The organism is Halobacteriovorax sp. DA5 (genome assembly GCF_002903145.1).
Lineage (GTDB): Bacteria > Bdellovibrionota > Bacteriovoracia > Bacteriovoracales > Bacteriovoracaceae > Halobacteriovorax_A.
This window is the reverse complement of sequence record NZ_PPDJ01000003.1, coordinates 382,188-403,425: the sequence shown is the minus strand read 5'-3', so window position 1 is coordinate 403,425 and position 21,238 is coordinate 382,188. Positions and strand designations below refer to the sequence as shown.

22 protein-coding genes are annotated in these 21,238 nt (G+C 37.2%); 9 read left to right on the top strand and 13 right to left on the bottom strand.

Annotated elements, in window-relative coordinates:
• Positions 1-107: 107 nt before the first annotated feature.
• Positions 108-2,735, bottom strand: a complete 2,628-nt coding sequence (gene acnA, locus C0Z22_RS08620) for an aconitate hydratase AcnA (protein ID WP_103217956.1) — start codon at positions 2,733-2,735, stop codon at positions 108-110.
• A gap of 199 nt (positions 2,736-2,934) precedes the next feature.
• Between acnA and C0Z22_RS08615 the strand changes: the two genes are divergently transcribed.
• The 3 genes from C0Z22_RS08615 to C0Z22_RS08605 all read left to right on the top strand — a co-directional run bounded on the left by C0Z22_RS08615 (position 2,935) and on the right by C0Z22_RS08605 (position 5,650).
• Complete coding sequence (locus C0Z22_RS08615; protein WP_103217955.1) at positions 2,935-3,138, top strand: hypothetical protein; 204 nt, start codon at positions 2,935-2,937, stop codon at positions 3,136-3,138.
• A gap of 15 nt (positions 3,139-3,153) precedes the next feature.
• The gene (locus tag C0Z22_RS08610; protein WP_103217954.1) at positions 3,154-3,525 is read left to right on the top strand and encodes a hypothetical protein; all 372 of its coding nucleotides are present in this window, start codon (positions 3,154-3,156) and stop codon (positions 3,523-3,525) included.
• Positions 3,526-3,706: 181 nt separating this feature from the next.
• Positions 3,707-5,650 carry a hypothetical protein gene (locus C0Z22_RS08605; protein ID WP_103217953.1) on the top strand — a complete coding sequence of 648 codons (1,944 nt, stop codon included), beginning with the start codon at positions 3,707-3,709 and terminating at the stop codon, positions 5,648-5,650.
• On the opposite strand, the gene C0Z22_RS08600 is transcribed toward C0Z22_RS08605, so the two are convergent.
• The 4 genes from C0Z22_RS08600 to C0Z22_RS08585 all read right to left on the bottom strand — a co-directional run bounded on the left by C0Z22_RS08600 (position 5,647) and on the right by C0Z22_RS08585 (position 9,507).
• Entirely contained in the window at positions 5,647-5,916 is a 270-nt protein-coding gene (locus C0Z22_RS08600) for a cupin domain-containing protein (RefSeq protein ID WP_103217952.1), read from the bottom strand. The two genes, C0Z22_RS08605 and C0Z22_RS08600, sit on opposite strands and share 4 nt — an antisense overlap.
• A 127-nt stretch (positions 5,917-6,043) precedes the next feature.
• Positions 6,044-8,170 carry a catalase/peroxidase HPI gene (gene katG, locus C0Z22_RS08595; protein ID WP_368667184.1) on the bottom strand — a complete coding sequence of 709 codons (2,127 nt, stop codon included), beginning with the start codon at positions 8,168-8,170 and terminating at the stop codon, positions 6,044-6,046.
• 221 nt (positions 8,171-8,391) lie between these two features.
• Complete coding sequence (locus tag C0Z22_RS08590) at positions 8,392-8,979, bottom strand: hypothetical protein (RefSeq protein ID WP_146037847.1); 588 nt, start codon at positions 8,977-8,979, stop codon at positions 8,392-8,394.
• A 6-nt stretch (positions 8,980-8,985) separates the two neighbouring features.
• Complete coding sequence (locus C0Z22_RS08585; RefSeq protein ID WP_103217949.1) at positions 8,986-9,507, bottom strand: peroxiredoxin; 522 nt, start codon at positions 9,505-9,507, stop codon at positions 8,986-8,988.
• Positions 9,508-9,631: 124 nt separating this feature from the next.
• Here C0Z22_RS08585 and C0Z22_RS08580 point away from each other — a divergent pair, with 124 nt between their 5' ends.
• Together C0Z22_RS08580 and C0Z22_RS08575 are read left to right on the top strand one after the other, a co-directional pair.
• Positions 9,632-10,114: a methylated-DNA--[protein]-cysteine S-methyltransferase gene (locus C0Z22_RS08580; protein ID WP_103217948.1), complete on the top strand. Its 483-nt coding sequence runs from the start codon at positions 9,632-9,634 to the stop codon at positions 10,112-10,114.
• A 33-nt stretch (positions 10,115-10,147) separates the two neighbouring features.
• Complete coding sequence (locus tag C0Z22_RS08575; protein WP_103217947.1) at positions 10,148-12,091, top strand: methionine--tRNA ligase; 1,944 nt, start codon at positions 10,148-10,150, stop codon at positions 12,089-12,091.
• Positions 12,092-12,127: 36 nt separating this feature from the next.
• Here the strand turns inward: C0Z22_RS08575 and C0Z22_RS08570 are convergent, their stop codons facing one another.
• The 6 genes from C0Z22_RS08570 to C0Z22_RS08545 form a co-directional block, all read right to left on the bottom strand.
• Entirely contained in the window at positions 12,128-12,781 is a 654-nt protein-coding gene (locus C0Z22_RS08570) for a hypothetical protein (RefSeq protein ID WP_103217946.1), read from the bottom strand.
• Between the two features lie 69 nt (positions 12,782-12,850).
• Positions 12,851-13,522, bottom strand: a complete 672-nt coding sequence (locus tag C0Z22_RS08565; RefSeq protein WP_199177540.1) for an ABC transporter ATP-binding protein — start codon at positions 13,520-13,522, stop codon at positions 12,851-12,853.
• Positions 13,522-14,763 carry an ABC transporter permease gene (locus C0Z22_RS08560; RefSeq protein ID WP_103217945.1) on the bottom strand — a complete coding sequence of 414 codons (1,242 nt, stop codon included), beginning with the start codon at positions 14,761-14,763 and terminating at the stop codon, positions 13,522-13,524. Before C0Z22_RS08560 ends, C0Z22_RS08565 begins: the two co-directional genes overlap by 1 nt.
• Before the next feature lie 2 nt (positions 14,764-14,765).
• Positions 14,766-15,533 carry an efflux RND transporter periplasmic adaptor subunit gene (locus C0Z22_RS08555; protein WP_103217944.1) on the bottom strand — a complete coding sequence of 256 codons (768 nt, stop codon included), beginning with the start codon at positions 15,531-15,533 and terminating at the stop codon, positions 14,766-14,768.
• A 57-nt stretch (positions 15,534-15,590) separates the two neighbouring features.
• Positions 15,591-16,364 carry a nitroreductase family protein gene (locus C0Z22_RS08550; protein ID WP_103217943.1) on the bottom strand — a complete coding sequence of 258 codons (774 nt, stop codon included), beginning with the start codon at positions 16,362-16,364 and terminating at the stop codon, positions 15,591-15,593.
• A 273-nt stretch (positions 16,365-16,637) separates the two neighbouring features.
• Positions 16,638-17,243 (bottom strand): phospholipid scramblase-related protein, encoded by a 606-nt coding sequence (locus C0Z22_RS08545; RefSeq protein ID WP_158246863.1) that lies wholly within the window; start codon positions 17,241-17,243, stop codon positions 16,638-16,640.
• A 184-nt stretch (positions 17,244-17,427) separates the two neighbouring features.
• Between C0Z22_RS08545 and C0Z22_RS08540 the strand changes: the two genes are divergently transcribed.
• Positions 17,428-18,738 carry a sensor histidine kinase gene (locus C0Z22_RS08540; protein ID WP_103217941.1) on the top strand — a complete coding sequence of 437 codons (1,311 nt, stop codon included), beginning with the start codon at positions 17,428-17,430 and terminating at the stop codon, positions 18,736-18,738.
• Between the two features lie 12 nt (positions 18,739-18,750).
• Here the strand turns inward: C0Z22_RS08540 and C0Z22_RS08535 are convergent, their stop codons facing one another.
• Positions 18,751-19,122 (bottom strand): hypothetical protein, encoded by a 372-nt coding sequence (locus tag C0Z22_RS08535; RefSeq protein WP_103217940.1) that lies wholly within the window; start codon positions 19,120-19,122, stop codon positions 18,751-18,753.
• An 83-nt stretch (positions 19,123-19,205) separates the two neighbouring features.
• Positions 19,206-19,619, bottom strand: a complete 414-nt coding sequence (locus tag C0Z22_RS08530; protein WP_103217939.1) for a VOC family protein — start codon at positions 19,617-19,619, stop codon at positions 19,206-19,208.
• A gap of 139 nt (positions 19,620-19,758) precedes the next feature.
• Here C0Z22_RS08530 and C0Z22_RS08525 point away from each other — a divergent pair, with 139 nt between their 5' ends.
• From C0Z22_RS08525 to C0Z22_RS08515, 3 genes are all read left to right on the top strand, one after another.
• On the top strand, positions 19,759-20,361 hold the full coding sequence (locus C0Z22_RS08525) for a 2OG-Fe(II) oxygenase (RefSeq protein ID WP_103217938.1): 603 nt from the start codon (positions 19,759-19,761) through the stop codon (positions 20,359-20,361).
• Between the two features lie 80 nt (positions 20,362-20,441).
• Entirely contained in the window at positions 20,442-20,639 is a 198-nt protein-coding gene (locus C0Z22_RS08520) for a DUF2892 domain-containing protein (protein WP_103217937.1), read from the top strand.
• Positions 20,640-20,681: 42 nt separating this feature from the next.
• On the top strand, positions 20,682-21,236 hold the full coding sequence (locus C0Z22_RS08515; RefSeq protein ID WP_103217936.1) for a hypothetical protein: 555 nt from the start codon (positions 20,682-20,684) through the stop codon (positions 21,234-21,236).
• The last annotated feature ends 2 nt before the right edge of the window (positions 21,237-21,238 follow it).

Here is a 21,238-nt window from a genome sequence, read left to right as displayed (position 1 = left end):
AATAACAACACGGAAATAGAGAATCAAAACGGCCAGCGTGATAGACGTAAACACCTAATAGCAGAGCAAGTTAAGTCAAATTAGTAAAAATTAGTTTTTCTAAAAAATCATTTACTCTGCATTTCCCTAAGAACCATTTGTAAAATTCCACCATGAGTATAGTAGTCAACTTCAGCTTGTGCATCGACTCTTAAAATAACATCAAACACTTCAATACTTCCATCATCACGCTTCATTTCTATGCTTAGTTCTTTACGTGGACTGATACCTTCTTCAATACCTTTAATCGTAAATGTTTCTAGACCAGTAATCTTTAAAGTTTTAGCACTTTGACCTTCTTTAAACTGCAGCGGTAGAACTCCCATACAAACGAGATTACTGCGGTGGATTCTTTCATAACTTTCAGCTAAGACGGCCTTTATCCCAAGTAATGTCGTTCCTTTTGCTGCCCAGTCTCGTGAACTTCCCGAGCCATATGCACTACCTGCAATGACAATTAAAGGAATATCATCTTCTTGATAGCGCTTAGAAGCATCATAAATACTCATCTGTTCACGACTTGGTAGATGTGTTGTCCATGGCCCTTCTGTCCCTGGGGCCATATCATTTCTCAATCGAATATTTCCAAAAGTTCCACGAATCATTACTTCGTGATTACCACGGCGTGAACCAAAGCTATTAAAGTCTTTTTGTGAAACACCTTGCTCCATTAAATACTTTCCGGCCGGAGAATCCTTTCCAATTGTTCCGGCAGGTGAGATATGGTCTGTCGTTATAGAATCTCCAAGTAAGCACATGACTCTTGCTTCATTGATATTCTTAAGAGGTGCTACATCTTTTGGTAAATTTACAAAGAAGTCGGGCTCTCTAACGTATGTCGAGTTTGTTTGCCATTCAAATAGATCACCTTTTGGTACGGCCATACTCTTCCACTTATCATCACCTGCAAAAATTCGTCCGTATTCATACTCGTATTGCTCTGAACTTACTGAAGAAGCGATCAAGTCTTGAATTTCACTTGCTGTCGGCCAAATATCTTTTAGAAAAATATCTTTTCCATCTTTATTTTGCCCTATTGCTTCAGTTGATAAGTCACAAAGGAAAGTTCCTGTCAGAGCATAGGCTACACAAAGAGGTGGTGAGGCCAGGTAACTTGCTTTAATTTGACTATGAACTCGTCCTTCAAAGTTTCGATTACCTGATAAAACAGAAACTACCGCAAGCTCATTCTCATTAATATCTTTTGAAACTTCTTCAGGCAGTGGCCCAGAGTTTCCAATACATGTAGTACAACCATACCCTACTAAGTTAAATCCAAGTTTCTCTAAATATGGAAGTAACCCTGCCTTTTTTAAATAATTTGTAACAACACGAGAACCAGGAGCAAGAGAAGTTTTAACCCAAGGTTTTGTACTAAGACCTGCTTCAACTGCCTTCTTTGCAACAAGCCCTGCGGCAAGCATGACTGATGGATTTGAAGTATTTGTACAACTAGTTATCGCTGCAATTGCAACATCACCATGTTTAATAACTTTTCCCTCATTTTTTCTAACTTTAAAATTATCATCAAATGATTTACGAGCATCATTAAGATTAACTCTCTGCTGAGGTAGTTTAGGGCCGGCAAGACTTGGTACAACACTACTTAAATCTAAGTCTAAAACTTCAGTAAACTGAGGCTCTCTATCTCCATCATTTCTAAATAGGCCTTGTTCTTTTGTGTACTTTTCAACCAACTCTACTTTATCACCTCGACCTGTCATAACTAAGTAATCGAGAGTCACTTGATCCACTGGAAATAAAGTTGCAGTTGCACCGAATTCTGGTGACATATTTGAAAGAGTGGCTCGATCTGCAATACTTAAACTACTTAGGCCATCTCCGAAAAATTCAACAAACTTCCCAACAACACCGTGTTTACGAAGCATTTCAGTAAGAGTTAGTACTAAATCAGTAGCAGTTGCTCCAGCTGGCAATGTCCCTTTTGTACGAATACCGATAACAATTGGTGCAGGTAAGAACATTGGTTGTCCAAGCATTGCCGCTTCTGCCTCAATTCCACCAACGCCCCAACCAAGTACACCCAATCCATTAATCATTGGAGTATGTGAGTCTGTCCCCACTAGAGTATCAGGGATCGCCCATCCATTCTTACTCTGAACAACATGACCAAGGTGCTCAAGGTTTACCTGATGGCAAATCCCCATACCAGGAGGAACCACTCGAAAATCTTGAAATGCCTGTTGGGCCCAGTTTAAAAGAGCATAGCGTTCTGCATTTCTCTCATATTCAAGCTCCAAGTTCTTTTCATATGAATCAGCATGCCCGAAATTATCAACTTGGACAGAGTGATCAATAACTAAATCAACTCCAACATATGGATTTACTTTTTTAGGATCTCCCCCTGCTCTGGCCATTGCACTTCTCATTGCGGCCAAATCGACAACGGCCGGAACCCCAGTAAAGTCTTGCATAAGAACTCTTGCAGGCATAAAAGCAAGAGAGGCTTTTTTATCATAGCCACTGCCCCATTTAACGAGAGCTTCAACATCAGTGAGCTTAACATCTTTTCCATCTACTCTTCTTGCAATATTCTCAAGAAGAATTTTAATTGTATGAGGAAGCGTTTCAATATTTACGCCATACTTTTCACATAGATTCTTTAAACTTATGTAAGATAAGCTTGTATTTTTTAATTCTAAAACTTTTTCAATTTCTTTGATCTTATTTTCCATAAAAAATCCTTGGTATAGATTTAATTAAGTATATTTAAATATCTTAGTGATAAACTTGGTTATCAAATTAGTTTAAATGGTTTTTTCAATATTTTACTTTTCGGATAATCACTTATGATATTAAATTTTTATAGTTTAATGAATTTACAATTAAATGTTAGAATAAGAATAATTAACTACATTTTATAAAGGGATTAATATGAGCTATGACTTACCTCCACATAATGTTGGTGTAGAAGAGTTTAAAGGAAATAAAATATTCAAAATTTATAAAGTTGATGAAGAAGGCAACGAACTTGAGAAGTATGGTACGGTAATGAGTTTCGGCTTAACTAAAGCGAAATACATTCTTGAGCATGTTGATGAAATCAAAAAATTTGTTGATACATTTTCAAAAGAATAAAACAAGGAAGTTTAAATGAAAAAAATTATTTTTACCTTAATGCTCACTATGCCTATCTTTGCAGGTGAATGTTATAAATCACTATGCCAAGATGATAAGGTTATGGATGTCTTTGGTTGGTCTGGATACGTTGTAAGCTTTGATCAATCAAAAGATATGGTTGAGGTAGAGCTTACTCATGGGCCAGGTACATACTCATTTCCATATTCAGAACTAGGTAAATCAGTTGAGTGTTTTGAAAAAATTTGCGTAGAAGATAAAGTTATCGACAAGTACAACGAAGTCGATATTGTTCTTGAAATTTATACTCATGGCAAGGCCAGAGTTTACTCACCAGATCGTGATGGTGAGTTTATCATGGATACAAAAACACTAATCAAATACTAGAAAGTGATGTCATTCTGACCAGGCAACTGGTCAGATCACTTAATTTTTCTTAAGTTTCTTACTTTTGACAGAATCATCCTAAAAATTCATCTATCATATTTGCAAATAATAAATTGAATCACTATAGTATTTCTAAATTGACTTAGGGATAAATTAAACTTGTAATACATAGGATAGTAGTATGAAGTACGTTTTATTCCTTGCCATCTTAGCGCAAAGTTATTCATTCGCTTTTTCTCACGAAAGCACTCTAAATAATGAATTAAAATCATTATTCAATGGATTCAAAGAAGACATTATTTTTAATATTAATAAAGAAGTTAAAGAAAATTTTAACAACAAAGAAATTGGCAGTAATTTAAAACTTATGAGTGCCAATATTGCTGAAACAAATATTCTCGACTTCCCAATAGAATTCTATGAAATTACGGATAATAAAATTGTTGTTGGTATTCCAGATTCTAATAAATGGAAATTAAAGCTAAGAGCTCGTTTAAGATACAAAACAAAATGGTTTCGCATGACAAAGCTTATTAAGCTAAATATCAAAGAGCTAAAGTTTAAATACGTTATCAATTATGACAGAGATGAAAATAGTGTTATCAGAGTTAAGTCAATTGATACTATCGACAAGAAATTAAAACTTGACCTTAAAGCTTCAAATGTACTTCTAAACGGTGTACTTGTTGCGACAAAAAAAGTTCTAAAAAAGAAAATCAACAAATCCTTTGATAAATTATTGGCGCAAGGTAGTGAACAATTAAAAACAGTATTCGTACTAAATGAGCGTTTTAGACAAGCTACTCCTGAACGCCTAAAAACTCCTCCACTTTATAGCTTTTCAGACCTAGAGGACACAATTGAAAATATCGAAGACAAAATAGCAGAAAAACATTTAATTAATGGTACTGTTCTCAATTTAATTTATGATCAAAATGATTATATTTCTTGGTTTGATTCTTATGGGCCAAATGGTATTGGAACAAAAGGAAATGTCGTTGGTTTTGGAACTTTTTCAGATGCTGCGATTTGGAATGGTGCCTATCTTGCATCTCAAGCTTTTCGCTATAGTGTTTCTCAAAATGAAAAAGCCTTAAATAATATTAGAATCAATCTTGATGGTATTGGAAATCTATTAGGAGTAAATGGGTTTACTGGTTTACTTTCAAGATCTGCACAACCCCTTAACAGCATGGCCGGTCGTGCTTTGATGGCCAATAGAGACCCTCTAGATTATGAAATCGTCGATTACAAAGGTGAAAAATGGGTAAACCATCACGAGAAGAAAGGTATTACAAGAGATCAATACACAGGAATTATTTTTGGACTTACGATCGTCTATGATCTTATTGAAGACGAAGAGATTAAGACAAAAGCTGCTTCATATTATCGCATGATGCTTGATTATCTTATTCGTAATAATTGGACAATTTCTGAAGACCGTGAAATCAGCATCACTCCTGCAAAAGTAATTGCTCCAACTGTCTGGTTCGGAAGTCCTGAGCAGCAACTTAATATGTTATTGATTGGACAACATATGTTTCCTGGACAATACACACAAGAACTTAACCGCATGTCTGAATTAAGTAAGACTGCTTATATTTTTCATAATATTACAGCAAAAGATAATGTTAATAAGTATTATAAATTCAACTTACTTAATATGCACTTCTACAATTACTTTAGACTTGAAAAGAACCAAGAGCGCCGTGCAGATATGCTTAGAAGCTATAACGTTATTAAGTACAGCACAGGAAATCACGACAACTCTTTCTTTAATTTAATTGAATACTCTTTTAATCCTGATGCGGTTTCGCAAGAGAAGATCACACGAATTCAAGAAAATCTTGTACGCTTCTTAGAACGCTCTCCAAGAAATGTAAGTGTTGTAAAACCACCACTAGAAGACATTGAACTTGTGCAATACCCTGAGTATGGTGGAAAAGGTTTCATGTCTATTTCCGCAGACCCACTTGATATCAGGCATCGCCATCCTGGTGGATCATTCATGTGGCAAAGAGAACCATACACTGTAGGCTATGAAAAAAGAGGTGCTGCTAGAGACGAGAACCCTGGCTACGATATCACTTTAATCTACTGGATGAGTAAGTATTACGGGCTCTAGCTATAAAATAGCATCAACTCCAAAACTTCATTTTCTGTCGGTACCATATAGTGAGACTTCATTCTATCAATAGTGATGAGGTCTCCTTTACTTACTTTAGTAATTTCACCCTCAATATGAATCGCTCCACTTCCTGATGTAATATAAACAACTTCTTTTTGCGGATGCTTATGAGCACGGCCCCTCTTTGAAAAAGAAAGGAAGTTCACTTCACTTACTTGACTAATATCTAACTTAACTAAATGACCAAATGATGTTTCTAACATGACGACTCTCCATGCTTAACATTACTTTGAGAGAGATTTTCTGAACAATATATAATCGGTATTTTTACTATTCCAGAGTGGAATCATAAGAACCTGACCGAGAAAGCTCGGCCAGGCATATTACTAATTAGTATTTTAAATCAAAACGATCTGCTTGCATTACTTTAGTCCAAGCCTTAACGAAGTCTTGCATAAATTTCTTTTGACCATCGTTAGCAGCGTAAACTTCAGCGACAGCTCTTAGCTCAGCATGGGAACCAAAGACTAAGTCAACAGGAGTCGCAGTGTACTTAACCTTTCCAGACTTTCTGTCCACACCATTGTATAGTCCAGGAGTACTTGATTTAACCCACTTATTGTCCATCGTTAGAAGATTTACAAAGAAGTCATTTGTAAGTTTTCCAGGACGACTTGTGAATACACCATTTTTAGATCCATCTGCGTTTGCATCAAGAGCGCGCATCCCACCGATAAGAACTGTCATTTCAGGAACTGTTAGACCTAACATATTTGCTTTATCAATAAGCATATATATAGGAGTTCTTCCAGACTCTTCTGTGTAGTAGTTACGGAAAGCATCTGCTTTTGGCTCTAAGAAAGCAAAAGATGTTACATCTGTTTGTCTCTGAGTTGCGTCCCCTCTCCCTGAAGAGAATGGAACCTTAACTTTGTTACCAGATGCCTTCTCGATTGCAGCAGCTCCCCCAAGAACAATTGTGTCAGCTAAAGAAACTCCATGTCTTTTACTAATTTTTGAAAGCTTAGCAATCACTGCATCAACGTTTGAGGCCTTATTAATTGCCCAATCTTTTTGTGGGGCCAGACGAATTCGTGCACCATTTGCACCACCACGCATATCAGTTCCACGATAAGTAGAAGCTGAGGCCCATGCAGTTCTAACAAGATCTGATACAGACAGACCCGATTTTAAGATATCAGACTTAACTGCAGATGCTGTTGCATTAGAGATCTTCTTTCCTTTCGGAGTTGGATCTTGCCATTTAAAAGAAGTTTTTGGAACTTCCTTACCAATATAGCGAGCTTGTGGCCCCATATCACGGTGAGTAAGTTTGAACCATGCTTTAGCAAATGCGTATTCAAATTTCTTTGGATCATCTAAAAAGCTCTTAGAGATTTTTGCATATGCAGGATCTTCTTTAAGTGCAATATCTGTTGTGAACATGATTGGTGCGTGACGCTTATCTTTTATGTGAGCATCTGGAACCATATCAGCTGCGCCTTCATCAGTTGGAATCCACTGATGTGCACCCGCTGGAGATTTCGTAAGCTTCCACTCAAATGCCCATAGATTATCTAAGTAACCAGTTGTCCATTGAGTAGGTGTTGCATTCCAAGCACCTTCAAGACCAGAAGTAATTGTGTCTTCTGAGTGACCCTTTCCACACTTGTTCTTCCAACCAAAACCTTGATTTTCAATTGGTGCTCCGGCAGGATCTTTTTCTAAGCAGTCATCTGGTTTATGAGCACCGTGTGCCTTACCAAAAGTGTGTCCACCAGCGATAAGAGCAACTGTTTCTTCATCATCCATTCCCATTCTTCCAAATGTTTCACGAATATCTTTTGCAGCAAGTAATGGATCAGGATTTCCGTTTGGCCCTTCAGGGTTTACATAAATTAGTCCCATCTGTACTGCGGCAAGTGGTCTTTCAAGATCGCGCTCACCTTTATATCTTTTGTCACCAGCAAGCCACTGAGTCTCTGGTCCCCAGTAAACAAGATCAGCTTCCCAATCGTCTGTTCGGCCACCGGCAAAGCCGATTGTTTTAAATCCCATATCTTCAAGTGATACGTTACCAGCAAGAACCATTAAGTCTGCCCATGAAATTTTATTTCCATATTTCTTTTTAACTGGCCAAAGTAATCTCCTGGCCTTGTCTAGTGAAACGTTATCTGGCCAACTATTAAGTGGTTCAAAACGTTGTTGACCACCACCGCCGCCTCCGCGACCATCATGAGATCTATATGTTCCAACACTGTGCCATGCCATACGAATAAAAAATGGCCCATAGTGACCGTAATCTGCTGGCCACCAATCTTGGGATGTTGTTAATGTTTTTCTGATGTCTTTTTTAACTGCTGAAAGATTTAGTGATTTAAATTCTTTTGCATAATTAAACTTAGGACCTAATGGACTTGACTCGAGAGAGTGCTGCCTAAGTGGTGTTAAATCGATTCGGCTAGGCCACCAAAAGTTATTCGGCTTGGCTTCACCGCTTGCAAATTGCTGTTTCATATTATCATTTGAGTTCGATGCACAACTCAAAAGCGTTACTGCAGCAATTAACAAAGGTAGTTTTCTTTTCATATTTAGCTCCTTTGAAAATCTATGTTTTCGATGCAATCAGTATCGATGAAAGACAGGTGTAAAGATAATATATTTCGTCTATATCAGGATAGATTTTGACTATAGAAGCTCAAACTTAATTTTTCTTAACTATCACCGCAACAGGTCAATTAATTAAACAAGTATTCGAATTTATTGATGTCTTTCGGAGGAAGCATAGAGTTGAGATAGTGACGATAGTGCTCAATATGGCTATTCATGTCGCTTATGAGGTAGAAGAATTTTTCTTTAAATTCTCGACATTTTAGATAGGGTTTCCATTCTCCACGCTCAAGAGAGTCTTCAACTTTTTTAAAAAAGTTGATCTGCATTTTCTTTAATTCTTCATTGTGAAAGAACATATGGCCATGCTCAAGATCATGTAGAAAAAACTCTAAACAATCTTCACGCATGAGTATCGGTTTAAAGTTTTCTTGCTCAATTAATGTCACAGGACGAATCCCCTGTGCCTGAAACTTTAAAACTTCATATGGTGATGGAATATAATCGAGAAGTTCAAACTCCCATTGATTATTCCCCCAATGCATTAGAGCATTGAGGGCCTTTGCTTTAACTTTTTTGAAGTTAAAAGTTTTTAAAATAGATAGGTAGTCTTCATGTGTTGATGCAGCCTCAATAGCAGCGGCCAATTTACGATTAGGATATTTCCTTTCGTGATTTACGAGAAAAAATAATAAAGCACTACTCGCTTGACTCATAAATGATTACTTTTTCGTTTTCTGCAGTTCAGCTAATTTCTTCGATACATGATCTGCATCTAACATTGGATCAACATCGCGATCAATTGCTACAATCTTTAAACTTGGATCAATAATAAAAGTCCATCTTTTTGAAATATTAAATACGGCCATCTTTGCACCAAACTTCTTTGTCACTTCACCTTTTTCATCCGAAAGAAGATCGAATTGCAAAGCATGCTCTTCGTGAAAAGCAGCTTGATCTTTTACAGAGTCCATACTGATCCCATAAACCTCAGCACCTAATTTTCTAATTGATTTAATGCTGTCGCGAAAGGCACATGCCTGCTTAGTACAACCAGGAGTCCCCGCCTTTGGGTAAAAGTAAAGAACAGTCCACTTTCCTTTGCGTGATACGATTGAAAAGTTTTTGCCTTCATGATTCTTTGCTGTAAATTCTGGCACACTTTGACCTAATTTAATTTCTTCCCCATGGGCAAAAGAGAACATGATACACATTGCAATAAATAAACGACTGATTACTTTCATAATTCCTCCAGAAATTAAAAATTGGTTAAGTTTATCTCTCTTAACTATATATACGCAATAAACTTCAAAACAGATCACATAAACATAAGTTCTTTTTAAGATTTGATAGTGCTATAATCACGGCATGACTGATAGACAAATTGAATTCCATTCAAAATTTGGCACGATTTATATTTGTGCTAATGAAAACGGTGTCTCATACCTGGGTTGGCAAGAGCAAGATTTTGATGGTCCTCATTACGAAGACGACGAGAGGATTGTAAAATATCTCAATGAGGCCCACGATCAACTTGAGGAATACTTTGCAGGTAGTCGTAAGAAGTTTTCAATTCCTCTAAGTATTAGCAAGGGAACAGATTTTCAAAAACAAGTTTGGGCCCAGCTTCTTGATATACCCTACGGTGAAGTTACAACCTATTCAGACATTGCAAATAAAGTTGGTTCCCCCAACGCTGTGCAAGCAGTTGGTAGTGCCAATGCTAAAAATCCAATTTGTTTAATAATTCCTTGTCACCGCGTCATAGCCAAGTCGGGCGAACTTTCAGGATACGTTGCAGGAGCACAAACTAAAGAGGCCCTTCTCAATCTTGAAGGTACCTTTATATAGACGAAAACGCAGGGCAATGCTAAATTATTCCCTATGAATAATGAAGTAAAAGAAAACAAAAAAGACATGCGTCCAAAGCAGGACATTCCAACAATCCTATCTCGTGTAAGTCGACCAAAGAAAGCTGTTATTACAGCAGGTATGCCATATGCAAACGGGCCAGTTCACATTGGTCACCTAGCAGGTGCCCACGTACCAGCAGATATTTACTCGCGTTGGATGAGGCTACTGATTGGTGATGATAACGTACTATTTGTTTGTGGTACTGACGATCATGGATCAACAAGTGAAGTAGCTGCAAAGAAACTTGGTAAAACAACACAAGAGTTCATTAGTGAGGTTCATGCAAAGCAATCTAAGACAATGGAGCGCTACTCGATTGGCCTAGATACTTATACTGGAACTTCAAGAGAAGAAAATTACGAAGCTCACAAAGAACTTTGTCAGGATTTTCTTAGAAAAATGCACGCTAATGGAATGTTAGACAAGAAAACAAGTCAGCAATGGTTTGATCCAAAGCTTAATATGTTCCTACCTGATCGCTATGTTCAGGGAGATTGTCCAAACCCGGACTGCTCAAATACAAAAGCATATAGTGACGAGTGTGATGTTTGTGGCAAGAACTACGATCCACATGAGTTAAAGAATCCTGTTTCAGCAGTAAGTGATGCGACACCAGAGCTTAGAGATACTGATCACTGGTATCTGAATATGTGGAAAGTAACAGATCAGTTAATTGAATGGTTAAATACAAAGCAGAAAACTTGGAGAAAACCAATTCTTCAAGAAGCTTTTGGAACTGTTTATCCATGTGTAACATTCACAAATAAATCTGAGCCAGCATATAAAGAAATTAAAGAATCTCTTCCAACTCATAAAAGCCGTTATGCTCCAGGAAGAAAAGTTCTAGTTCAATTTGAAAATCTTGCGGATCTTGCAACAGGTAAAAAACTTTTAGAAGAAAAAGGAATTGAGTGTGAGCTTAACGATGGTTGGGCACATAGAGCAATTACTCGTGATGTATCATGGGGAATTCCTGTTCCGACAGATATTGAACCAGGCATGGAAGGTAAAACTTTATATGTATGGCCAGAGTCATTAATTGCACCGATCTCATTTACAAAAGTTGCCCTTAAAAAGAAAGGACTTGATCCAGAACTTCATAAAGAATTTTGGACTGATCCAGAAGCAAAGGTTTTCCAATTCCTTGGAACTGATAACGTTTTCTTCTATGTTCTTATGCAGGGAGCGATGTGGTTTGGTGTTCAAGAAGACCCAATGAGACAAGCTGTTAATGGTGAATTTCAACAAACAGATGTCTTCTCTAATTTCCACCTACAAATCAATGGTGAGAAAATGAGTAAGTCAAAAGGAAACTTCTACACAGGTGATCAGCTAATTGATGAGATGGGATATACAGCAGACCAAGTTCGCTACTTCCTATCAACTCTAAGTCTTTCAGAGAAAGCATCAAACTTTGATTTTGAAGTTTTCAAAGCAAAGAATGCATTCCTTGCAGGGCCAATGAACGCTTCATTTGAAAAGCCAATCTCTGCTTGTCACAAGCAATTTGGTGGCGTGGTTCCTAAGGGTGAGCTTATTGGTAAGACAGAAAAAGAAACTCTTAAGATTGTTCAACAGTATACGAAATTCATGGAAAAGGGAGAATACCCAAAAGCACTTGGTGCCCTTGAAAACTATGCTCGTATTATTAACGGACTATTTAATCAGTATAAGCCTCACGATGACCGCTTTGATGAGAAAGAAAGAACTGATGCTCTTTATTCTTGTTTCTACATTCTAAGAAATATCTTAGTAATGCTTAGGCCATTTGCGCCGGAGACAATGGAGAAGCTTCGCGTATCTTTAAATCTTCCTGAGAGTGTTTACTCGATTGATGAGCTAGCAAAAGACTTCCCAGAAAATCACAAGATTGGGGAACAAGCAGAATACTTCCCAGCAGTTGATGCTGAGTAGAGATAAAAGAAAAGGCCTCGTTTGAGGCCTTTTTTATTAATCTAAATCTTCAAGCTGAGTTTTAATTTTATTTTTTAATTGTTCAAAATTAATATCTTCAATTTCAACAATCATCCCTTCATCAATTTGCCTTGCTTCCACATCGTCAAGATCGTCGCTATCAGCAACGCCGATAACTTGCTCAAGTGCAATTGACATATCTCTGTGAACAAATGGATCGAGCTCATCAAGGCCTGCTGCAAATGTCGTCCCCACGGCCGTTCCCGATGGTACACCAAAGAAGAACCCACCAACAGCGGCAACACCACCATCAAGACTCACACCTGTTCCAATATAGTAAGCGGCCGTGGCCTTTGCACCAATAATGAGACCAAGGTAAGCAGAAACTGCTAAGATTGCGACATCAGCACCGGCGGCATAAAGAGCGTGGCGTCCATTCATATCGGCCATCTTCTTAATGTCACTTCTTGCAAAAGTTCTGTAATCAGAAAAGAGGTTGCGGCATTTAAGCTCTTCTCTATTCCCATGACATTCTTCGAAGATATAACGGTCATTAACAATTTCCGTTGCCTTAATATACTTATAAGGAGTCTCTTCGGCCTGAATAAATGTCGCGGCTTGATTTAGTTGTGAGAGTAAAAGAACTCCCGTTAGAACAATTTTCTTTAGTTTTGGGCTTAGTGTTTTCATAGCTTAAATTTATCAAAAAAATAGATCGAGATAAGCTATAAGGTAAGATTTCTAATGGGTGAATAATTCTTAGTCACCGGTGTAAGTATCTGAAACATGGCCATCAACAAGGAAAATCTCTCGATCTGCCATAGCAGCATAATCAGGATCGTGAGTAACCAGCGCAATTGTCGTTCCCTTCTCTTTATTAGTTTCTTTTAAAATATTCATCACAATCTCAGCATTTGCCGTATCGAGATTCCCCGTAGGTTCATCCGCAAAAATATAACTTGGCTCCATAATAAGGGCCCTAGCAATAGCAACTCGTTGCTGTTCACCACCTGATAGTTGCCCTGGAAGCTTATTACGAGTATGTGGAATATTGAGTTTTTCAAGTAGCATATTTGCACGAGGCTCATACTTTTTTAAGAGACCAAGATTTCGAGGAGGTAATAGAATATTTTCTAAGGCCGTCAGCTCAGGAAGTAAGTAGTGGAATTGAAAAATAAAACCAATGTGGCGATTTCGAAACTCATGAATTTCATCAACACTCATATGAGTAACATTCTTTCCATCAATATAAATATGGCCAAATGTTGGTTCATCGAGGGAGCTAATAATATAAAGAAGGGTTGATTTTCCACTTCCAGAACGTCCTGAAATAGAAACAAACTCTCCCTTATTTATCTCCATGGAGATATTGTGAAGAATACGTTGTGGAGGATCACCAAACTCTTTAACTATACTTTCAGCTTTTATCACTACTCGCCCCTTATGATATCAATTGGAGTCATTCGACTTGCTGATAGAGCAGGAAGAAAGCTTGCAACCAGCGAAGCAACAAGGGCCGCAACAAATGCAATGATATACGTTGAAGGTGTATAATCCATAAGTAAGTGATTATCGCCACCAATATTTATATTTAACTCAATACTTTCGACAGCTCGACAAATGATGAATCCCAGGATTAGCCCAACAACTCCACCACTTACACCAAGGAATATGCCTTGATACATAATAAGCTCAAGAATTCGTTTGGGGCCATAGCCAATAGAGCGAAGAATAGCGATCTCCTTTCGCTTTTGGTTAATCATAATTGTTAGAACATTATAAACCCCAAAGGCAGCTACAATGAGAATGGCAATTGTAATAAAGTAGCGAACTATATCTTGCATCATTATCATTTCCATAAACATGGGATTAGACTCTTTCCAGTCTTCAACTTTATCATGGCTTAATAGAGACCACTGATCAGCAAGCTCTTGTGACTTATTCATGTCGAATAGTGAAACTGCTATTTCAGAGACTCGCCCTGGTGTCTTATTAAGTTTTTGTACATCTTCAAGGTGAGAGAATGCTATGGACTTATCTGCTCGATCATCTCCGAAAGAAAAGAGGCCTACGATTTTAAATGAGTTTTTATGTGTCAGGCTTCCCGCTATGACCTCTACATACTGACCAACACGTGCTCCAATTTCTTCAGCAGCAGCGGCACCAAGAATGATCTTATTTCCTCCACTGGCAAGTGACGAAAAATCACCTTCCACCATGTAATCAGGAATATCACTAATTCTGATTTGTCGTCTGGCATTTGTTCCAATGAGCCCCATACTGTGAGTAAGATCACCACGCTTTAACATAACCTGTATTGTTAAGCGGGGGCTAAAGTCATAGACATCTGGATGATGAGAAAGACGATCGGCCCAGCCTTGATAATTTTCTAATTTTGATTCACTTCTCTTTCCATATGGAGGAGTTATCCAATCAACTTGTTTATTTTCATAAAACCACTTATTAACAAGAGGACGATCAATAAGATCTTCTTTTCCTGAAATCAGGATATGAGCGGTATTATTTAAAAGGGCCTTAATGATATACTGCCTAAGTCCTAGTTGAATCCCTGAGATAGCAACGTAGAGCATCGTACCGAAACTAATACCTAACAGAATAAGAAGAGTTTGCTTCTTTTTAGAAAATAGTTGCTTCATCGACAAGAACAGCATGACTACCTCTTGATAAAAAGTAGATCGGAAAGCTTAATATCTCCAGAGATAACCTCAACCCACATTCCATCATTATTTCCTGTAACAACTTCGACTTTTTCCCTCTTCTTATCTCGCATACGAAGAACCTTTCCGTTACTTATCGCCTTTACAGGTATTAGAAGAACACCTTTTTTCTTTCCAACTTCTATTACTACGTCCGCAGTCATGCCTGGAAGAATACTTTTCTCCAACCCCTTCACCTCGATGCGCGTGATGAACTCTCCTTCCCTTGGATATATTGTTTTTACATAGCCTTCATATTTTCTTTGGGACTGGCTTTCAAAAATAATTCTCGTTTTTTGATTTGGGATAACTCTCAGTGCAGCTTCTTGCTCTAATGAAACTTCAATAAATTTTTCATTAAGATTTTGCATTCTAAGAACTGTCACTTGTGGAAGTACAACTTCTTTTTCTTTATTTGCAACGAGAGTAACCGTACCATCAAAAGGTGCTTTAAATAGAACACGGCCGTCGAAGCTAACAAGGCGGTCACCTTCTTTAACTTTTTGGCCTTCTTTTACATAGAGTTTTTCGACAAGAGATAAGACTCCAATTTTTACATTAAACTCTTTATCTGTATCGACTCGTCCGAGGCCATAAATGGCCTCCACAACATCACCCTTTTTAGGGGAGATTAATTCATAATTATTTTTAAAATAGAAAACTCTTAAAAGTATCGCAGAGACGACAAAGATAATGACGATTATAAATATATATATCTTTTTCAAGCAATACTCCTAGGGTACACGTTTTTTATTTATTTTCGCATACCCTAGTGGCCAATATCAAAAGAAATTTTGACGTTTAAGATAAGCAATTAAATCTTCACTATATTTAAGATGGGACTCTTCTGTATATTTCGCCTGTGTATAGACTTGGGCCAAATTCTTTGCTCCGACATCTTTAATCATTTGATTTAATCGTGGGTTGTCACGATAACGCTTCATCCCCTCGACTTCTCTTTCTCGATATATTTCTAGCACTTCTTCATCTGAATATTTATGATATTTCTCATAATGAACGAGAGATTCAAGTGGAAGCCTCTTTCTTAAATCAGGTGCCTCATCTGGGTAGCCTAGAGCAAAGCCTACGACAGGAACGACATTCTCAGGCAACGCTAAGATCTCACCAATTTCGCCAGCACTGGCCAACGTTGTCCCCATATAACAGAGTCCCATTCCAAGACTTTCAGCTGCTAATGCCGCATTCTGACTAGCGAGAATGGCATCAATAGAAGCAATCATAAAGCTCATGTAATTATCAAAGTTATTGGCCGCCTCACTTAATTTAAGCCACCTTCTCATACGATAGAAATCAGCACAGAATGTTAAAAAAATTGGAGCATCCATTAACATACTTTGTTCAAAGTGGGCCTGGTACATCTTCTCTTTCATTGCTCTATCTCTAGTCACAACAACTGAGAAGGATTGCATATTTCCAGAGCTTGATGCGCTTGCTGCTGCACTTAGAATGAGTTCTAAATCACTTTGTGAAATATCCTTATCAGAAAATTTTCTAATTGAACGATGAGAATGTAATTGTTGAATAAAGTCATTCATGGCACGAATCCTCTCTTCTAATATAGTTCGTATTTGTCAAATCACTTTGTCCTAATATAACAAAGCATAAAATAATCTTTTTCATGATTACCTCTTAAATTTTTTTAAAAAATAGATCGAAATTTATTATTAACTAATAATGTGTGAAAGGCGCACTAGCGCCACCAAAGGATAGAAATAGAGATTGCATAACGGCAAAGTCGACAATTCATTTTCACAAAATAGAATTATCAACTTTATCCGTAAACAATTTCTTTCTTACAAGAACTCTCTTTATTTTGCTTTTCTTTCAAAATAAACGAGATCAATGAAAATCGAAGTCGCGAGAATAATTTTCTTCTCCTGCTCCGTTAGTGTCTGACTCTTTAAATCAATGGCAAAGTTGTCTCGATCAGTAAACATCTCTGAAAATAGTCCAGAAAACTTTTTCAACACAAGTGCAACCTCTTGCCCTCGAGAATAGAAAGGATAAGTCCAAGGCTTCCAAATTGGTGAGCGCATTTCCATAATGACATTTCCCTGAGCATCCAAGACATCAAATTTCTTTGTTATTAAAGAAAATCTTTGCTGAAGAGAACCAATCAACTGCCCATTCAGATCCTGTATTTCAAGACGTTGAAAAAAGAAGCAAAATGGATGCTTAGCAATCATATACTCATTACGAGCTTGGTCAAAGAAGTGCAGATCAAAAGTCCTCCAGTGACCCAGGAACTGGCGCATGATAAAGCCAAGGAATCCCTTTTGTTGTTCTGCCGCATAGCCAATAGGGTTTTGCGCCTCATCTAAGAATTGATACTTATTTCTTGTTTCATAGCCCAAAAGCTCCCAATTCTCTCTAACTTGCTGTACCAATAGCTTATTATGCTGATTTAAATCCATTTCTTTCCTCATATTCTTAATAAATTAAGAACAGATTTTAACATAACTTCTGTGCTAACTTGTTACTTTCACAAGAAAAAGTACGAATCTCTACCCTTACATTACTTCAAATTCATCTAAATATTATTGAACTCAGTTTATTAATGCGGTAAATCTATAATGACTTCAATTAGTTAGGAAAAGAATGAATTTAAGAATAAATCCGAAAAGACCTACAGAGAGTATTAAAGATATCTTGAGAATTATGGATTATACTCTTGGACCGTTTGCAATGCTCTTTGCAATTTGTGTGGGTGTTTACGAATATCAAATCTCACAAAGACTAAATAGCTTCTTTGGAATCTTCGCTTTCCTTATTTTCAATCTCACAATTTCTCAAATAAGTATTCGAGTTAAGAACTCTCTATATATTGAAATCTTCAGACAAGTTTTTGCAATTTGTGTCCTATGTCCTTTTGCAATCTATATCGTTGATGGGCCATTTTCACCGTTCTGGTATCTCTACCTCATTATGATCGTTGCCAGCAATAATATTTTCTTTGAAGTTACTGGTAAACATATCTATAGTGGACTTATAACTCTCTTAGCTATTATTAGCTATGTTACTTCAAGTTACTTACTTCTTGATGAGCCAGAAACTTCTCTTATCATAATTCATTCTCTGACTATGATTATGTTAAGTCTACTCTTCTACAGACTTCTTAGTCTTGTGGATCGCACTTATCGAAGTGAAGTGAATAAGTCGATTGCCTTACAGGAAACAATGGATAAGCTTAATAGCACTAAAGAAAATCTTATCTATAGTTCTCGTCTAAGTGCAATTGGTGAAATGGCCGGTGGAATCGCTCACGAAATTAATAATCCTTTAACAGTTATTTACGGCTCAATTTATCAGATCAAGCGACTTCTAAGTATCGGTGAGATGAATAAAGAGGCGTATGATATTCATATCAATCGTATCCTAGATACAATTGATCGAATTACTCGCATTATCTCTAGCTTGAAAGTTGTTTCTCGCGAGAGCGGTGAGATAAAAAAAGAAGTTATTCCCCTTAGAGATATTATTATTGATGCGACGGCCATTTGTTCAGAGAAGTTTAGGGCCCATGGGGTTATACTTAAATTTGATCTCGACGACGATGCCTTTAACATAAAAGTAAATGTAGATAGAGTCCAATTATCTCAAGTCTTCATTAATCTTTTAAATAACGCTTATGATGCCGTTGAAGGAAGTGAATCTGCTTGGATTGATATCTCCGTAAAAAATACAGAAGATTCCGTTTTAGTTTATGTAATGGATTCTGGCCCCGGAATCAATCTTGATCTTCGAAATAAGATTTTTGAGCCATTCTATACATCTAAAGAAGTTGGGAAAGGAACGGGATTAGGACTATCGATTTCAAAAGGGATTTTAGAGAAGCATCAAGGGGAATTATTCTTAGAACCAAATAAGAAAACAACTTGCTTTGTGATAAAGATACCCAAAGCAAGCTGAATTATTTCTAAATTAGAAACAAGCAATATACGAATCGCCGATGCTACCTAGAATCTTACTTCCAGACTCATCGAAAATATTTCCATAAGAATTACCACCATCGCAGCTATCTTCAACAGTTACTACGATTGTGTACACAGTGCCAGTTTGTGTCGCCTCTACTCTTCTTAGCTCTAGGGCGTCTGCACAGTACTCATATTCGAAATCTGCTAATTCTGTATACTTAGCAAATTCCTCTCTTGATAATTTTGGCAGTCTCTCAGAGTAAACTTCAGTGTATTCATCACGATCATAGCTTGATGCAAGATCAACATTATTCAACTCTGGACAGGCCATGGCCGAGCTAAAAAGAATAACTGATAAAAGAACAACAACTGATTTCATAACGACCTCCACATAAACACAGGCTTTATTTACCGCGAGGCCGTTCAGTTATCAATTATATTAAAAATATAGATTCCATCTAATTATGAGATATTTACGAGATGACCATCATCACTGGGTGACTGCGTTATTTCCCAACGATTTCCATCTGGATCAATCAAAAGAAAGCTCTTTTCTCCCCACGGATGATCTTTTGGTTTACCACTCACTTCAAATTCATACTTAGCCTTTTGCGCCATAAGTTTATGGTAGAAGTCATCAACATCCTCAACAGTGACACCATATGAGACCTGGGCCGGATTCTCGACTAATTCAAAGAACTTAGAAGCTTTACCTACTGGACGAAAAAAGGCCACACGGCTTTTGTCAGGTAGAACAAAATCAGCAAAGTCTTCATTAGCAAAATGCGCTTCAACACCGAAGACATCAGTGAAAAAATTCGAAATATTCGTAACATTCTTAGAGGTAATGACTAAATGTGAAAGTGCCTTGATCATGATTTATCCTATTTCTATTTATGTTATAACAATTAAATTGACTTAGATAGCCTTTAGGATTAAATGATTTTATCCATTATTTTGGTGACCAATCCTTCCTGTCACCTTTTAAGGCCCTAGGCCTAGTGAGAACATTTTAATGCAAGAGCTTGAAACGCTGGTCGAATCCTTAACTGAGAAACGATACTACGTGAGTGATACGCTTATTTCAAATGAACTAGCTCGTTCTTTAAAGGACGAGGCCCAGACACGTTTTCACATTGGAGACTTTCAAGAAGCCAAAGTTGGACGACAGCTAACAAAGCGCCTAGATGAAAAGATTCGTGGAGACCTCACTTCTTGGATTGAGGGAGACATGGCCGACCATCCACCGGCACTACAAGAATATTTAAAATTTCTCGATGATCTTAAAGATTTACTTAATCCTATTTTCTACCTAGGTATTCGCTCATATGAAGGCCACTTTGCTTGTTATGATGAAGGTGCATTTTATCGCAAGCATGTGGATCAACACCGTGGAAGAGGCCTAAGGCGCTTAAGTGTTATTCTTTATCTAAGTGATATGAATGATGGTGATGGTGGTGAAGTCGTTATCTACCATCACGACGATCAAGATCAAGAAGTTGCTCGTATTAATCCAATGCTTGGAAGAATCTTAATTTTTCTTTCTGAAGACCTTCCACACGAAGTTCTCCCAGCATTTAAGCCAAGGCTTTCTTTAACCGGTTGGCTTAGAGCATAACTCTTAAAATTCTTTAACATTAATTCATTCTAGCTACAGATTAAAAATTTATAATGATAGTGAAAATGAAGGAGTAATCTATGAAAATGAATGAAGGAAATGCTGATCGAGTGATTCGAGTTATTGCAGGGTTAGTTTTAATCTCACTTGTCTTTGTCGGTCCCAAAACATATTGGGGTCTTATCGGTTTGATACCTCTAATTACTGGCGCAGTTGGAATTTGTCCGGGCTATTCAATGCTTGGATTCTCAACACGTAAATCGAAGAAGGCCCACTAACTAATAAACTATGATATACTCTCATAAAGAGAGGTCATTGTTTTGGATCCAAAAGAGCTTATTAAATCAGAGCTGGGCTTTGATGGTATTACACTTTATATCGACAAAAGAAGTAAGTTTTTCTTTTTCATGAAATATGAAAAAGAGAATTATATGGTGCTCTTAAAAAATGAAATCGAACCTGAAGCTCTTCCATTGATGAGAAGATTTAATGAGGAATTTCCGGAACTTCCTACCCTACTAAAAGAAACCGATTCACTCATTCTCTATGACATTCCTAACGGAAAACTTGCAAGGCTTGTTGAAGAAAAAATTGATGAGGATTTGGCCAAAAAAGTTTCCGAAATTCAAATTCGCCTAAATGAACTGACCGCTCCATACGGCTATCACTTTGAATGGCAACTTAACTATTTCTTTATAACTAAAAATAAGCTTATGTATATTGATCTTGAGACTTTAGAGTTTGGAGACAATACAAAGGTTATAGAAGCTCCAATTTATGAAAATTTGAGTTTACAAGAGCGCGTGAAGCTTAAAATCCAAAAAGAAAATAAGAGATTAAGCAATCACGAGCGCTTCACAAGATGGATTAAATAACC